Here is a 15,446-nt window from a genome sequence, read left to right as displayed (position 1 = left end):
GGTACACCCCGGCGTGCGCGGGGAACATGGTTACTTCACCGCTACGTCCAGCGTCACCGCGGTACACCCCCGCGCACGCGGGGAACATGGTTTCGGTCGGTTCTTCAGCTTTTTTCGGTTCGGGCGGCACACCGCGGGGAACATGGCCCTTCTCTTGTTTCAGTTCGCGGATCTTCTCGGTACACCCCCGCGCACGCGGGGAACATGAATTGGGACGATATCAAAGCTTTCTTTATTGACGGTACACCCCCGCGCACGCAGGGAACATGCCCGGATGACCTTGTGCGGCTCGTCAATCCACGGTACACCCCCGCGCACGCGGGGAACATGATTTTCCTGGTATGTAAGCAGGGCGTGCTCTGCGGTACACCCCCGCGCACGCGGGGAACATGCGGGTCCGTACCATTTCGCCCCGGTGTCTTGCGGTACACCCCCGCGCACGCGGGGAACATAAATACGCCGCCATCGCAAGCCCGGGCGATATCGGTACACCCCCGCGCACGCGGGGAACATGCAACCGGCTGATATTACAACGCGCGAACACGTCGGTACACCCCCGCGCACGCGGGGAACATGGATCAAAGTCATCAAGGGTGGTCCTGGAGAACGGTACACCCCCGCGCACGCGGGGAACATTTGACAACGCCTCCAGTAATTTGATATCCATGGCGGTACACCCCCGCGCACGCGGGGAACATAACTCGACGAGCAGCGCCGCGTCCCCGGAATCCGGTACACCCCCGCGCACGCGGGGAACATACGGAACCACGGCATTCCCCAATGCCTTCAGCCGGTACACCCCCGCGCACGCGGGGAACATAAGCGCAGCGCCTGCCACTCTGCGAGCGGAATCGGTACACCCCCGCGCACGCGGGGAACATACCAGGTCGTAGCCCTGGGAGGCGGCGAATGCCGGTACACCCCCGCGCACGCGGGGAACATATCTCGAAGAACATTTGCTAATAACATAGCATCGGTACACCCCCGCGCACGCGGGGAACATGCAACGCGCAGTTTGATCCCATACTCCCTGCACGGTACACCCCCGCGCACGCGGGGAACATAAAAGGACGGGCAGATCACCCTGTTGATTTTCCGGTACACCCCCGCGCACGCGGGGAACATCTCCTGCTGATCGATAATGTGCCCGCTGTTGACGGTACACCCCCGCGCACGCGGGGAACATGCTTTCCTGCTCCCGGATGAACTGCAGCGTTCCGGTACACCCCCGCGCACGCGGGGAACATCGATCGACTTGGGTTTCCGGGGGCGGCGCTGACGGTACACCCCCGCGCACGCGGGGAACATGCAATATTTTATAAACTTATCTAAATCTACTTCGGTACACCCCCGCGCACGCGGGGAACATATCAAGTGGTCACCGGAAAACTGCCCACAACGCGGTACACCCCCGCGCACGCGGGGAACATGCCTTGCTGGTGGCCACTGTCGGCGTGTCTGCCGGTACACCCCCGCGCACGCGGGGAACATGGGAATTAAACCCGAAGAGTTGGACCAGTTGCCGGTACACCCCCGCGCACGCGGGGAACATTCATCTGCAACATTCGCCCAGGACATGCAAGCCGGTACACCCCCGCGCACGCGGGGAACATGGAACCAATGAAACAAGCAAGACACAAGCTGGTGGTACACCCCCGCGCACGCGGGGAACATACTAGAAAAACCTAATAATGACGCGGCTTCCTCTCGAAAATCCCCTTTCAGGTATCATTCGTCAACAGCTGATAATTTCCTCCAATTTTTACACAAAACAAAACCATCGACTCTCACGTCGATGGCAAATCCTCAAGAGCTTCTACCCCTTTTCCCCGATTACAAATACTTCCTCTGCACCTTCTCCCCATTATAACTAAACTGAATCCGCTTCCCATCCACCGCCGTTTCCAGATAGACCGCCCTGCCCCAGAGCGTGAACAGGTGGGGCAGCGTCTTCTCCAGGTAGGGAATGTCCAGTTCCACCCCTTCATAGGCGTGACGGATCAAGAGTTCGCCGGCGCGGTTGTAGTCGCCGTCTTCCACAAACAGCATCGGCAGGCCGCCATTGGTCATGCGGTTAACCATCTCGTTGCGGATGACTTCCCAGTTCTTTTCGATGATCTGCCACTGGTTGCCCACTTTTTTGTACAGGTACAGATCGGCCGAGTCGACCAGTTCCTTCGTCAGGTAGTTGCGGATGAAGGACTGGTCCGTGTCGACCTCCCGCACCTCGAAAATCATGTCGTGGCCGTAGCGCTTCTCGATGTCTTCGAAGAGCTTCAGCCCCAGGTAGTAGGGGTTGATGGAACTGCGCGACGACTGGACGACCTGGGCGTGCATCTTGGCAAACTCCCAGGCATCCTCCTCCTCCATCTCCATCTCCCGCATAATCCGCAGATGCCAATAGCTCGCCCATCCCTCGTTCATGATCTTCGTGCGCATCTGAGGCCAGAAGTAGAGCATCTCCTCGCGCAAGATGGTCAGAATGTCCCGCTGCCAGTCATCGAGGAAGCGGCCATGCTCCATGATGAACAGGAGAAGATCCTTTTCCGGTCGTTCGGGGATTTTCCGCTCCTCCCCGTTGACTCGCCCGTTTTCGCCCGGCTTTTTCACCCCCGCTGTCTGCGCAGGCGATGATGTCGCTCCCTTGCACGACGAAACGGTTCTGCCGGAACTGCTGCCGCTCCCGCCGCTGTTGGCGCCCATGCCGCCCGAGCCGCTGCTTCCACCGGAACCGCTGCCCGAACTACTCCCAGGACCGCTCCCAGCACCGCCGAAACCGCTCCCGGACCCGCTCACCCCGCTCGCAACGCCACCGCCCCCGTCCAGGAGGTTATCGAGTGCAAAGAGATCCTCAAAGGGACTGTCCGGCTGGACCTTGGGCTCTTTCGGCACGGCGTCCTTGATCGTGTGGACATGGGGGTCGATGTGTTCCTGGATGGCCATGGCGGCGTCAAGGAAAGCCTCGACCTTTTCCCGCCCATAGCGGATCTCGTATTCCCGGATGCGTTCCGCCGAGGAGGCCATCGATTCGACCATATGGCGGGACGTTCCCCGGAAGGCGGCGTTGTTTTTGAAAAAATCGCAGTGGGCCAGCACGTGGGCGGCGACGAGTTCGTTTTGGATGGGCGTGTTGCCCTCCAGCAGGAAGGCGTAGCAGGGCGACGAGTTGATCACCAGTTCGTAAATGCGGGACAGGTTGTAGTCGTAGGACATTTTCAGCCGATGAAAGCTTTTGCCGAATGACCAGTGGCTGAAGCGCGTCGGCATCCCGTAGGCGCCGAAGGTGTAGAGCACGTCAGCCGGCACGACCTCAAAGCGCATATCGTAAAAGTCGAGGCCGAAGTTTTTGGCGATCTCGATCAACCTGGGAATTGACCGGCTCAGGCGGTCCAACTCCGATTTGATCTGCCCCTGTTCCACCGGCAATCCTCCCCTCCCCTAACATCTCCTAACAGTCTATGGGGTGGGGGGGCTTTTTTTTCCGGCAAAAAACAAACCGCCACAAAGGATTTGCGGCGGTTTAGAATATGCTGCGCTCAATTATAGGCACAATTGTCATCACCGGTGTTAACGGCGTCAATATTCATCGGCCCCATGGCGTCAACATCGTCTTTGCATCAACGGCTTCAACAGCGTCCTCGGACGTTCTATAACCTCAGTGGATAGTCGTCGGTCCCCCGTCCGCGCCGGTCCGCCGGAAATGGTCGAGCCCGCGGGCGATGGCGGCGTCGACGATCTCGCTGAGGCGGATCTGGCTGTCCTCCAAAGGAAACCGGCTGAGGGCCTGTCCGAGAAAGTCATGCCAGGTCTCGGCAAAGATCTCGGCCATCGCCTCCGGCGTGATCGCGTCTACGGATTTGACGAAGGACTGGTGGCGCAGATAGAAGACGCGGGTCCATCCGGCCAGGTAATGGGCCAGATCGGCGCTTTCGACCAGCGGCAATGCCCCCGGCAAGAGGGGATGGCCTTGCACCTCTCGCGGGATGCTGGGATGAGTATACGGTTGCGATTTCACGGAGTCACCTCACACATATGTGATGGGGCAACCCTAGCTGTTCCCCGCAATCGCGCTTCTATACTCCTCTGGGGCTAACGTAATGCTTTATCACGGCCACTCGTATAGTTAAGGGGCTGAGCAAAGTTTTATCCCAGCCACTCAACGCGGTTGCGGCCGCTCTTTTTTGCCTCGTAGAGCGCCTTGTCGGCCCGGTCGATCAGCGTCTGGGCCGTCTCGTTGACGCGCTTGCATTCGGAGATGCCGAAGCTCGAGGTGACGGTGAGCGCCAGGTCGTCAGAGACGACAAAGGGCTCGTTGGCCACCGTCTCGCGCATTTTTTCGGCGAGGGTGAAGGCGCCTTTCAGATCCGTCTCAGCGGCGATGATGGCGAACTCCTCGCCCCCGAAGCGGCAGACCGTGTCGGTGGCCCGCACATTCAATTTCAACCGGCCGGCCATGGTGATCAGGATCTTGTCGCCCACGAGGTGGCCGTGGTTGTCGTTGATCCGCTTGAAGTGGTCGATGTCGAGCATGATCAAGGTCAGGATGCTGCCGTAGCGGTCGACGCGGGCCAATTCCTCGGCGAGCTTTTGGTCAAAATAGCGGCGGTTGTACAAACCGGTGAGAGGGTCGCGCAGTGAACCGGCCCGGAGGATACCCTCCCGCCGCTTCAGGCTGTCGATGGAGGTCTTGTGGCGCAGGGCCACCTCGACCCGGAGGATCAACTCCTCATGGTCGATCGGTTTTTGAATGTAATCGGAGCCGCCCGCCTTCAAGCATTCCAGCCGGTCGTTCTTGGCTTCGCTGGAGGAGGCGAAGATGACCGGGATATCGTAACCCTCGGTCCCTTCCTTGAGCCGGCGGATCATGTCCAATCCGGACATGCGGGGGAGCACAATATCGGAAATGATCACATCGGGATGGAACGTCCTCGCCATGGTCAAGGCGTCAAAGCCGTTGCGGGCGATGCCCACCTGGTATCCGCGGCGGGAAAGCAAGTCCAGCAGGATGCGACCTTCCAGGATGGAATCGTTGACAATCATCACTCTTGACACGAGGTTCACCTCTTGGCGTATGTCCACAATAAGAAAGATTCTCGTTATATGTTGAAATCCCTGCTGTTTTTCTCCCTTTTCGTCATAAAACCAGACCTGAACAGAGGAAACAGCCCTTGAATGTCGACACAGAAGGAGAAACCCCGTTGGGGAAAAAGCCTGCGAAAACATGACGAAGGGGTCTGCACACATCCGCAGACCCCTTCTCGCCGGCCAGGCAGGCCGACCTTATGGTGAGGACCAGCCAACCGATCCGCCGTCCTCCTCAGCCCCTCTCACCTTCAGCGGAGAGAGACTTTGCAGCGCCTTGGCTGCTCCTCTTGGTTATATCATACACCCAAGAAAACCCGCTGTCAACCCTCTTTGTGTGAACTTTCCCAAATGTTTATGGCCATCTGAAAGACGAGCGGGTGATGGTATTCTTCCAGCTTTCCGGCCCGGGCAAATTCGATCAACTTGGCGGACCAGGGAAAGCAAGCGATGACGCCGCCTTCTCCCGCCCAGGCCTCGTCGCCGTCAGACAAGGGGAGCAGGTTTTCGCAGTGAGGGCATTCGATCTCTCCCCCGTTTTCCACCACCCCGACGATGGGGACTCCTTTTTCCTTTAACCAGGCGGCCGTCCGCCGCACCACGCGCCGGTCTAGTTCCCGGAGCGACGTGACCAGCAGCGCGCCGGTGAAGGGCTTTCGTTGCCCGGACTCGACATCCCCATCGGGCCGGACATCCCCATCCGGCTGAATGGAAAGGCCGGCAAAGGCGTCAACCACTGCCTCATGGACCTCGCCAAGTCCCGAGGGCATGTCGATGAGAACCACGTCCCATCCCCCCTTGGCTGCTGAACCGATCCACTCGCCGAGGATGTCGCGCCGGCGCGCGCCAGAACCGGAGAGCAGGGATCGCCCTTCATCAGGAAGCAGTCCCGCCGACCAGACCGCGATGCCCCGTCGAGTTATGGCTGGCATCCAGCGGTCTCCTTGACGGCGCAAGGTTTCTTTCAGCCCGAAGAGCGCCGGGATTGCCGGACCAGCCACATCCCCGTCGACGACAGCAACCGACAGACCGGCCTTCGCCAGGCCGGCGGCCAGGAAGGCCGTCACCGTCGATTTGCCTGTCCCGCCTTTCCCGCTCATCACGGTGATGACGACTTCACATGTCATTGCGCTCTATCCCTTCTAACTTCATATGAAATCATCTACTTTCAGAAGCGCCATTTCAACATCCCATCCAGCACCCCGGATCGCGCTGAAAGGGATTGCCCGTCGCCGCATAGGCCAGGCAGCGCAAACCGCCGCCGCAGGCGCGCCGGTAGAGGCAACCCGCACAGGATGCCGGGTCGTTGGCCCGATCGCGCAGTGGGGCCAGCAAGGGCGCACCGAAGTAGATGTCCGACAACGTCGCTTGCCGGATGTTGCCGGCGATCAGCGGCAGGCGGCGGCAGGGCGCCACATCGCCCTTTGGCAGGAGGCAGAGCAGGCTCCTCCCCGCCGTGCAGCGATAGGGTTTCCCGCCGTCGCTCAAAAACTGCAAGGCCCGATCCAGGGCGATGACGGTCCGCTTCCGCTGAAACCAGGACCGTTCCGCCTCGCGGCGGGCGCCGGACATGATTTCCAAAAAATCGCGCGTCTCTTCCGGTGTCAGCGACGCGCCTGCCAGGCCTTCGCCGCGGCCAAAAGGGATCAGCCGGTCAGCCCAGACCTTGTCCACCTTCAACCGGCGGCCCAGACGGGCCACCTCGGGAAAGTCCCGGTAGTTCTCCCGGTGGGCCGTAAAGGAGATGAAGGCGGGCACCCCCTGGCGGACGAGCGATTCCAGCGCCGCCACCGCCTGGTCATAGGTCCCCGATCCCCGGATGGCTTCGTGCCGTTCGCGGCTCCCTTCGATGCTGACCTGCACGAATAGAGGTTCCAACCGGCGCAGTTCCCTGGCGACGGCGTTGTCGATGCGGCTGCCGTTCGTTAGGATGGCAAAGCGGAAATGCGCCTTTTCAGCAGCCAGCAAAGCGAGCAGGTCCATAAAGGCAGGGTGGATGAAGGGCTCGCCGCCGGTGACGGTGACCTGACCGCGCGCTTGCCGCCCCTGCCGGCGCGACAGTTCCGCCAGCAGCGCCTTGAACTGTTCGATGACGCCAGGCCATGCTTCGGGGGCCAACTCGCCTTTGCCTTGGTCTTCGTCATCACCGGTCCCGGCGTTAGCGTTGGCGTTGGTGTAGGTGTAGGTGTTGGTGTTGGCGTTGGCGTTGGCATCGGTGTCCGCGCCGGCGGGCGCGTTGTCCTCCTGATAGCAATGGGCGCAGCGCCAGTTGCACCGCTCAGTGATGTGCCACTGCAGCAGCATCGTCCCGGTCACCCGCCGCAACCACCGCCGCAGCCGCCTCCTCCGCAACCGCCGCCGGAGTCACTGCCGCCTCCGCAACCGCCGCCGGAATTTCCATCGTCTCCGGCGCCTCCACCCATATTGATATCACCGCCAAATCGATTTCCCCAGTCAAAGAACCCCCTGCCGCCGCCACAGCCGCCGCCGCTTCCATCGTCGCTGCCGCCGCATCCGCCCCCGAAACCGCCGGCGGAACCGTCGCCGGGCGAAACGTTCCTGCCGCCGTAACGAGCAAACAACTCATAATAGGGGTCATAGCCCATGCCGGCCGTGACGAAGCCGGCGCCGAAGAGGGCCACATAGAGGGCCGGGTTCATATCGAGCGGATTGCTTTCCTGCCTGAACTCACGGCGCACCCAGGCAAAGCGCCGGTTGGCATCGTTCAGATGCGCTTCGCCAAGTCCGGTTAATCGTCGAGAGGGCTGTAAGGCCAGCCATGCCACCGCCGGCAAGATGAACATCTCGATAGCCAACAGCGCTACAGGCTTATGGACATTGATTCCAGAAGCCAGTTTGACCGCCCCGATAAGGGCGATCACCGCCATGGTCAACAGGGCGATTTTTACCGCCCGTCCCCGTTCCTCGGCGCTGCGCAGCAAGCCCGCCTTCTCCAAGTCTGCTCGGACCGGCGCCAGCAACCGTTCTATTCGAGAGCGGAAGGAATCGTTCCGGTATAGCTCCCGTGGCGTCCCGTGACGTGTGAACCCATCGAGCACCTCTCGCTCCAGTGGGGTTGCCGCCGCTCCTGGCGTCTGATCCACGAGCCGCTGCTGGCGACCATCGGGTGAGAAGGCGACACGCCCCCGGTTGTGCAGATCAAAAACGACGGCTTCCACGACGGCCTGCCAACCGCCGCGCAGGTAGGCCATGTGAACAGGGTCCAACTCCGCCTCCGGAGACAGCGGTTTTCGGACAGCGCTCCCGGTCCGGATAGACAGCATGACGACAACGATCATGATGCCCGCCAAGCAGGGGTAGAGGATCAGAAAAACCGGACCGGGAATCAAGGTCAGCCAGTCCATGGACATCCTCCTTTTCGGCAATCAGCGCCATCGTGATTCTTGTTATGTCATGTCATTCAAGACTTCCGTCGCCTATCGCTCTTCGGTTGACCATCGCTTCTGTCAACCCTGCCACCCATCTTAATTCCCTTCCATTGTATCAGACGGAACAATCCGATTTACAGGGGAAAAACGTCAGGGCAGAAAAAAGCTGCGCCCCATAGCGGGGAAACAGAAAGGCCCCCTGTCCACCTGCTGGACAGAGAGCCTGTTACTCTGTATTCATCGGTTGCCGCCTTTCAACCCATCGCCATCCGTTTTTCCATGTACACGCCGAAGCGGGACAGAGTGAAGTTGACAACGAAGTAGATGCAGGCGACAAAGAAGAAGACCTGAACGGGGTTGTTGTGCTCGATGAAGATCAGCTTGCCGTGCTCCGTCAGCTCCGTCAGCCCGATGATCGAGGCGTAGGAGGTATCCTTCGTCAGGGTGATGAACTGGCTGATCAAGGGCGGGATCATCTTGCGAAGCGCCTGGGGCAGGATGATGTAGACCATCGTCTCCAGATAGGTGAACCCCTGGGCGCGGGCCGCTTCCCACTGCCCCTTGGGCACCGACTGGATGCCGCCGCGGATGATCTCGGCGACCAGTGCCGACGTAAAGATGGTGAAGGCCACGACAGCCGCCCAGAACTTAGGCAGGCCCAGGCCGATTTTTGGCAAGGCAAAATAGGTAAAGAAGATCAGCAGAATCAGGGGCAGGTTGCGCAGGGACTCCACATACAAGAAGGCGGGGTAGCGCAAAAAGGGATACTGGGAGATGCGCAGCGCGCAGATGACGATCCCGAATAAGAGGCTGAGGGCGATGCTGATCAGGGCCAGTTCAATGGTCCACTGCAAGCCTTGCAATAAAAACTTGACATTTTTCGGTTCAAAGAGTACGGTCCATTTCGACCAGTCCAAAGCTCCCCCTCCTCCCTAGGAACTGCGGCGCAACCGCTGTTCGAGCAGATTGGCGACCGTGCTGAGCGGCACCGTGATGACCAGGTAAAGCAGCGCCGCGAAGATGAAGACCTCAAAGATGATGAAGGTCTCGCTGGCGATGCGGTAGGTCTCATACATCAGGTCGGCCACAACGATGGTGCTCAAGATGGCCGAGTTTTTCACCATGTTGACGACCTGGTTCGTCAAGGGCGGGAGCACGATCTTCACCGCCTGGGGCAGGACGACATAACCCATGGCCTGCAAGTAGCTCATCCCGGAAGAACGGGCCGCCTCCATCTGCCCCTTCGGCACCGCCTGGATGCCGGCCCGGAAGACCTCGCCGATGTAGGCGCCTGTATACATGGCCAGTCCGATGGTGCCGCAGGCGAAACCCGACAGCTTGATGCCCAGCGCCGGCGTCCCGAAATAGATGAAGAAGACCTGGATGATCAACGGGGTGTTTTGAAAAAACTCCACGTAGGCGACGCCGAAGGCGTTGAGGACTTTGGAGCCGGAAACGCGCAGGATGGCGATGGCGACGCCGATAACCATGGACAGCAGCAAGGAATAGAGGGTCACTTCGATGGTCACCTTCAGACCGGAGAAAAACTGTGGCCCATAAGATAACACGTCATTCCACTGCTCCATGCAGGCGTACCCTCCTTTCACAACAAAGGGGGAGTGAAGCGCGCTCCACTCCCCGCAAGCTCAGACTCCTTACTTGGGCGGATCCTGTTTGAACCACTTCTTATAGAGCTCGTCGTACTTGCCGTTCGCTTTCATCTCTTTGATGAAGTCGTTGACATACTTGACCCACTCGGGATGGCCCTTCTGGAAGCCGAAGCCGTAGGGCTCTTCGGTGAAGAGGCCGCCGACCAGTTCAAAGTTGGGATCATCCGTCACAAAGCCCATCAGGATGGAGTTGTCCGTCGTCATGGCATCGGAACGTCCCAGTTTCAAGGCCTGGAAGGCTTCCGTGTAGGTGGCGTACTCATCCACTTTGGCGTTCGGCGCTTTTTCCCGTATGTTCTTGGCGCTGGTGGAGCCGCGAACGGTCGAGACGGACTTGTCTTTCAGGTCGGTCACGCTCTTGATGGGGCTGCCCTTTTTCACGAGCAGCGACTGGCCGGCCATGAAGTAGACATCAGAGAAATCGACCTGCTTTTTCCGGTCTTCCGTGATCGTCGTCGTGCCGGCGACGATGTCGATCTGGCCGTTTTGCAGCATGGGGATGCGGGTCTGGGACTCCACCTTCTCCAGCTTGACCTTGCTCTCGTCACCGAAGAGCTTCTTGGCCAGTTCCTTCATGATGTCGACTTCAAAGCCCTCGGGCTTGTCCGCGCCGGATTTCAACTGTCCGAAGAGGGGCACGTCGTTTTTGACGCCGGCGATCAGGTAACCGCGGTTCTTGATGGTCTGGATGTAGTCACCGGAGGCTTGGGTCTGGGACTCGGCGGGTTTCTTCTCGCCGCCGGCCGGAGCGCCGCCGCCGCAGCCAACCGCCAACGTGCCCAGGAGTGCCGCTGTGCAGCAAAGGGCGATTCCTTTGGTCCACTTCTTGAACATGGACATCCTCCTTTTAATATTTTTTTATGCTTCCGGCTGCCCTGTGGGGCCCGCCGAAATCAGCGAGATCGGTGGATATACGAGAAGAGCGGAAAAGAGCGGAAGAGAACAAAAAGGGACAAGAGAGTGCAAGAGCTAGCGAGCCGATGTGAGGATCTTGCTCAGGAACAACTTGGTCCGGTCTTCCCGGGGGTTGATGAAGAAGTGTTCCGGCGTCCCCTCTTCGACGATGGAGCCGTTGTCCATGAAGATGACGCGGTCGGCCACCTCGCGGGCGAAGCCCATCTCGTGTGTGACGACGACCATGGTCATGCCTTCCTTGGCCAGGGTCTTCATGACATCCAGGACCTCGTTGATCATCTCCGGGTCAAGGGCCGAGGTGGGCTCGTCAAAAAGCATGATCTTCGGTTTCATGGCCAGACCCCGGGCGATGGCCACCCGCTGCTGCTGGCCGCCGGAGAGTTGAGAGGGGAAGGCCTGCGCCTTTTCCGGGATACCCACCTTATTCAGGTAGAACATGGCCGTCTTCTCGGCTTCCTCTTTGGCGACCTTGCGCACCTTGATCGGGGCCAGGGTGATGTTTTCCAGGACCGTCTTGTGGGGGTAGAGGTTGAAGTGCTGGAAGACCATACCGATCTCCTGGCGCAGGAGATTGATGTTGGTCTTGGGATCGTCGATGCGAAAACCGTCCACCGTCAAGCGCCCTTCGGTGACTGTCTCCAGCTTGTTGATACAGCGGAGCAATGTGCTTTTGCCGGAGCCGCTGGGACCGATGACGACGACAACTTCCCCTTCGCGGATATGTAAATCGATATCGCGAAGCACGTGCAGCTTCCCGAACCACTTGTTCACCTTTTCAAAGCGTATCAGTCCAATCGCCTCCCCGTTGCGAAAAAATCCACATATGCTCTAATTATAACATTATCTTTTAGATTTTGCCGAATAAAACTTGCTGAATATAAACGTCAGTTTTTTCCTTCAGATGAATCAGGTAGGGGCTGACCAGTTTGCGCCCGTCGGCCGTCTCCGTCACCAGCACCGTCGGCTGGAGGGGAGATTCTTCGTAGAACTGGACCACATAGCCCTCCTCGCCGGTAGAGAGGCGCACCCGCGTGTTCAGCATCAGGTCGCGCAGCCGGTCGACGAAAACAAAGACGATGTGCTTGTCGAGATGGTCCCGGGCGTGAGAACTCATGATGCTGACGGCGTTGATGTGATCGAGCCGCCCCCGGTAGGACCGGTTTGTCGTCAAGGCCGAGTAGACGTCGGCCACGGCGACGATGCGGGCGAAGAGGTGGATCTGGGCATAGCGCAGGCCGTTGGGATAGCCTTTTCCGTTGCACCACTCCTGGTGCTGGAGGATGCAGGCCATCTGCTCTTCCGGCAGTCGGACGCCGCTCTCCTGGAAGACCTTCATCCCCGCCTCGGGATGGGTCCGGATCAGGGCGAATTCTTCGTCGGTCAACTTGCCCTGCTTGTTCAAGATCGCGTCGGGGATATAGATCTTGCCGATGTCATGGAGGATGGCGCCGACGGCCAGGCTCTCCAACTCGGCTTTTGAGAGGCCCAGGCTCATACCGATCATCGTGCTCAGCAGACACACATCGACGGAGTGATGGAGGGTGTAATCGTCTGATTCCCACAGCCGCGATAGGCGCAGCCCGATCTTTTCATCGCGGGCGATGGCGGAAACGATGTCCGACGTGGTGCTGCGGATGGCGCCTTCGTTGAACCCATGCCCCTCGCGCATGTCGAGAAAGACATCGCGCACCGTCTCGATGGACTGCTGAAAGAGGACTTGTTCCTGTCCCACTTTCTTCAGCGATTCGTACTGCATCTCTATACCGTTGACGGTCTTGGGCTTCTGGCCGGTGAGGATGCCGATCTCTTCCCACTTGAGGATTTGACGGTAGATGACATCGGTGAGCACCGTCCCCTTGGGGATCAACAGCCTGCCGTCTACCGTGAATACGTCGGCGGCCAGTATATCACCGATGGCATATTGTTCTGAGACTTTTCCCGTTCGAGCCGAATACATTAGCGCCCGCCCCCATTTCTCCTATATTCCGGCCAGACGGTTCGCCAACAGAGCAAGCGACGTCGACGCCCCCCGGACGAGAATGTTCGATTACACACCAAAATATTATTTTGATGCCCATTTTCTTCCGTTTAAAGCTGACCTTTACGTTCGACGGCGCCGCCTTGTTTTCCTCCGAACAAAAAACAAATCCTTAACATAAAAACAATAGAAATCACAAGGGAAGCCCGTGATAAAGAACACTTTCGCCGGAATCAAGGGTTTTACAAAAGTGGCGCAGCAGTGTATGATCTCCTTGTGAGAATGGTTCCAATACAAATCCAGGAAATAGTCTTAATTTTCACAACTCCGCGGCCCGAACCCGTCAGCTAAACACGTAAGCGTCGCTGGAGAAAGGAAGAAACCGGACGTGAACATCGCTTTTTTTCTTATCCCCAAGAAGGATGTGATCCATCTCCCCATCCACGCCACCATGCGGCAGGCGGCGGAAAAGATGGAATACCATCGCTATACCGCCGTCCCCCTCATCGACAGCCAGGGGAGGTATGTGGGCACCCTCACCGAGGGCGATCTCCTCTGGAAATGGAAGAATACGCCGGGCCTAAGCTTCGACAACATGCACAAGGTCTCCCTCAACGATGTGCCGCGGCGGATGAACATCAAGCCGGTGCACATTTACGCTGAGATGGAGGAACTGATCTCGCTGGCCAGCGAACAGAACTTTGTCCCTGTCCTCGATGACCGCGGCGTCTTCATCGGCATCGTCCGCCGCCGGGAGATCATCGAATACTGCGCAGGTCTGCTGCAAGCGGGACGACCGGCTGTCCGGGTCGCCGCAACCCGGGGGTGACCGGGGCGATATGGCGCTGACCAGCGCTGGCCCGCATGGAAAAAATCCATCAGCAATACAATAAGAGGAAAAACACCCGTCGCCGCGAAAGAGAGGCTACGGGTGTTCCATTTTTTCCAAGGAGGCTGTTTTTATGAAAATTGCCGTCCTCAGCGGGAGCCCCAAAGGGGAACTCAGCATCACCCTGCAGTACGTCCGCTACCTCGAACGGATTCTCCCCGATCATGAGTGGGAGATCCTCCATATCTCCCGAGACATCCAACGGCTTGAGAAGGATCCCAAGGCCTGGCAAGGGGTTGTCAACGCCATCGCCGCATCGAAGGCCGTCCTGTGGGCCTCTCCCGTTTACTACTATCTCGTGCCTTCCCAGTTGAAACGGTTTATCGAACTCGCCGGGGAACGGGGCGTTACAGAAATTTTTCGCGAAAAATACGCCGCCGTTCTGCTCACGTCGGTCCATTTCTTTGATAACACCGCCGCAGAATACCTCCATGGGATCTGTGACGACTGGGGCATGGCGTACACGGGAGAGTTTTTAGCGGAAATGAACGATCTGGCCCGCGAGGAACACCGCCGGAACCTGCTCTTTTTCGCCGGCGAATTCCTCCGCGCCGCCGAAACGAGCGTCCCGGTGGCCCGCCGGTACGAGCCGCTGCCTGCGGGGCGCCCCCCCTGCCACCACGCATTCCCAGGCGCGCTTTCCAATGCTGACGCGCTTTCCCAGGCGGATCCGCCTCCCCAGGCGTCCAACACGCTTCCTCGCGCGCCCAGGACCGAAACCCGCCGCATCGTCATCCTCACCGACGGGAAGGAAGGCAACCTGGGCGCCATGGTTGACGCCTTTGCCGGGCATTTTCCGGAACCGGTACAGATCGTCGACCTTCAGGAGTTGGCCATCCAGGGGGGATGCCTGGGCTGCCTGCACTGCGGCTATGACAACCGCTGCGTCTACAATGATGACGTGCAAAGGATCCTAGACACCATCGTGGCGCCGTCCGATGCGGTCGTCTTCGCCGGCGCGATTGTGGACCGCTTCCTCTCTTCCCGCTGGAAACGCTATTTAGATCGCAGCTTCGTCTACGGACACATCAAAGGTTACGAGGGAAAACAGATCGCCTACATAATCTCGGGTCCCCTTCGCGCATTGCCGAACCTCCAGATCATACTGGAAGCCTACGCCCAGGTCAGCGGGGGCCATCACGTCGGTATCGTCACCGACGAGGAGCCCGAAAGGGCTGCCGCCCTCCTGGTGGCCCTAGCTGAACGGATGATTCGCTCCATCGACGCCCGCGCCCAGGCGCCGGCGCCTTTCTGGGGGACAGGCGGGCGGCTGATCTTCCGGGATCTTGTCTACCGGTTGCGGGGCATTTTTGCCGCCGACCATCGCTTTTTCCGCCGCAACGGCCTCTACGATTATCCTCACAAGGAACTCGGCAACCGATCCTTTCAGGCCTTTTTGTCATTCCTCTCCCTCTTTCCGCCCGTCCGAAAAAATCTGTACGGGCGGATGAAGGAAAACATGCTCATGTCCATCAAGCCCTACGCCGATGGAAAAGAGTAGCTGCCAGCCATATGCGTCAGCC

Annotated in this window: 13 protein-coding genes and 1 CRISPR repeat array; of the genes, 2 read left to right on the top strand and 11 right to left on the bottom strand. The window is 59.2% G+C overall.

Going from position 1 to position 15,446, the window contains the following annotated elements; translation table 11 throughout:
- Positions 1–176 precede the first annotated feature (176 nt).
- A CRISPR array of direct repeats spans positions 177–1,674; the repeat unit is 29 nt; unit sequence CGGTACACCCCCGCGCACGCGGGGAACAT.
- A 159-nt stretch (positions 1,675–1,833) separates the two neighbouring features.
- From GTO91_RS11615 to GTO91_RS11565, 11 genes are all read right to left on the bottom strand, one after another.
- Positions 1,834–3,420 (bottom strand): SpoVR family protein, encoded by a 1,587-nt coding sequence (locus GTO91_RS11615; protein ID WP_328793789.1) that lies wholly within the window; start codon positions 3,418–3,420, stop codon positions 1,834–1,836.
- A gap of 235 nt (positions 3,421–3,655) precedes the next feature.
- Positions 3,656–4,015 (bottom strand): hypothetical protein, encoded by a 360-nt coding sequence (locus GTO91_RS11610; protein ID WP_161258884.1) that lies wholly within the window; start codon positions 4,013–4,015, stop codon positions 3,656–3,658.
- Between the two features lie 128 nt (positions 4,016–4,143).
- Positions 4,144–5,052 carry a diguanylate cyclase gene (locus GTO91_RS11605; protein WP_161258883.1) on the bottom strand — a complete coding sequence of 303 codons (909 nt, stop codon included), beginning with the start codon at positions 5,050–5,052 and terminating at the stop codon, positions 4,144–4,146.
- Positions 5,053–5,405: 353 nt separating this feature from the next.
- A complete protein-coding gene (locus GTO91_RS11600) occupies positions 5,406–6,209 on the bottom strand; it encodes a P-loop NTPase (RefSeq protein ID WP_161258882.1) in 804 nt (267 codons plus the stop codon).
- Between the two features lie 55 nt (positions 6,210–6,264).
- Positions 6,265–7,398, bottom strand: coding sequence for a radical SAM/SPASM domain-containing protein (locus GTO91_RS11595; protein ID WP_161258881.1), 1,134 nt, complete (start codon positions 7,396–7,398; stop codon positions 6,265–6,267).
- Positions 7,395–8,447: a TIGR04222 domain-containing membrane protein gene (locus GTO91_RS11590; RefSeq protein ID WP_161258880.1), complete on the bottom strand. Its 1,053-nt coding sequence runs from the start codon at positions 8,445–8,447 to the stop codon at positions 7,395–7,397. Before GTO91_RS11590 ends, GTO91_RS11595 begins: the two co-directional genes overlap by 4 nt.
- A gap of 278 nt (positions 8,448–8,725) precedes the next feature.
- Positions 8,726–9,388, bottom strand: coding sequence for an amino acid ABC transporter permease (locus tag GTO91_RS11585; RefSeq protein ID WP_161258879.1), 663 nt, complete (start codon positions 9,386–9,388; stop codon positions 8,726–8,728).
- 15 nt (positions 9,389–9,403) lie between these two features.
- Positions 9,404–10,057 carry an amino acid ABC transporter permease gene (locus GTO91_RS11580; protein ID WP_161258878.1) on the bottom strand — a complete coding sequence of 218 codons (654 nt, stop codon included), beginning with the start codon at positions 10,055–10,057 and terminating at the stop codon, positions 9,404–9,406.
- Between the two features lie 69 nt (positions 10,058–10,126).
- Complete coding sequence (locus tag GTO91_RS11575; RefSeq protein WP_161258877.1) at positions 10,127–10,975, bottom strand: ABC transporter substrate-binding protein; 849 nt, start codon at positions 10,973–10,975, stop codon at positions 10,127–10,129.
- Between the two features lie 135 nt (positions 10,976–11,110).
- Positions 11,111–11,845: an amino acid ABC transporter ATP-binding protein gene (locus GTO91_RS11570; protein WP_161258914.1), complete on the bottom strand. Its 735-nt coding sequence runs from the start codon at positions 11,843–11,845 to the stop codon at positions 11,111–11,113.
- A gap of 58 nt (positions 11,846–11,903) precedes the next feature.
- Complete coding sequence (locus GTO91_RS11565; RefSeq protein ID WP_161258876.1) at positions 11,904–13,013, bottom strand: HD-GYP domain-containing protein; 1,110 nt, start codon at positions 13,011–13,013, stop codon at positions 11,904–11,906.
- A 409-nt stretch (positions 13,014–13,422) separates the two neighbouring features.
- On the opposite strand from GTO91_RS11565, the gene GTO91_RS11560 reads away from it, so the two are divergent.
- On the top strand, positions 13,423–13,863 hold the full coding sequence (locus GTO91_RS11560; protein ID WP_161258875.1) for a CBS domain-containing protein: 441 nt from the start codon (positions 13,423–13,425) through the stop codon (positions 13,861–13,863).
- A gap of 133 nt (positions 13,864–13,996) precedes the next feature.
- Positions 13,997–15,424: an NAD(P)H-dependent oxidoreductase gene (locus GTO91_RS11555; protein ID WP_161258874.1), complete on the top strand. Its 1,428-nt coding sequence runs from the start codon at positions 13,997–13,999 to the stop codon at positions 15,422–15,424.
- Positions 15,425–15,446 lie beyond the last annotated feature (22 nt).

Source organism: Heliomicrobium undosum (assembly GCF_009877425.1).
GTDB lineage: Bacteria > Bacillota > Desulfitobacteriia > Heliobacteriales > Heliobacteriaceae > Heliomicrobium > Heliomicrobium undosum.
Note: the sequence above shows the minus strand (reverse complement) of the source record. Positions and strands in the feature narration are given on the sequence as shown.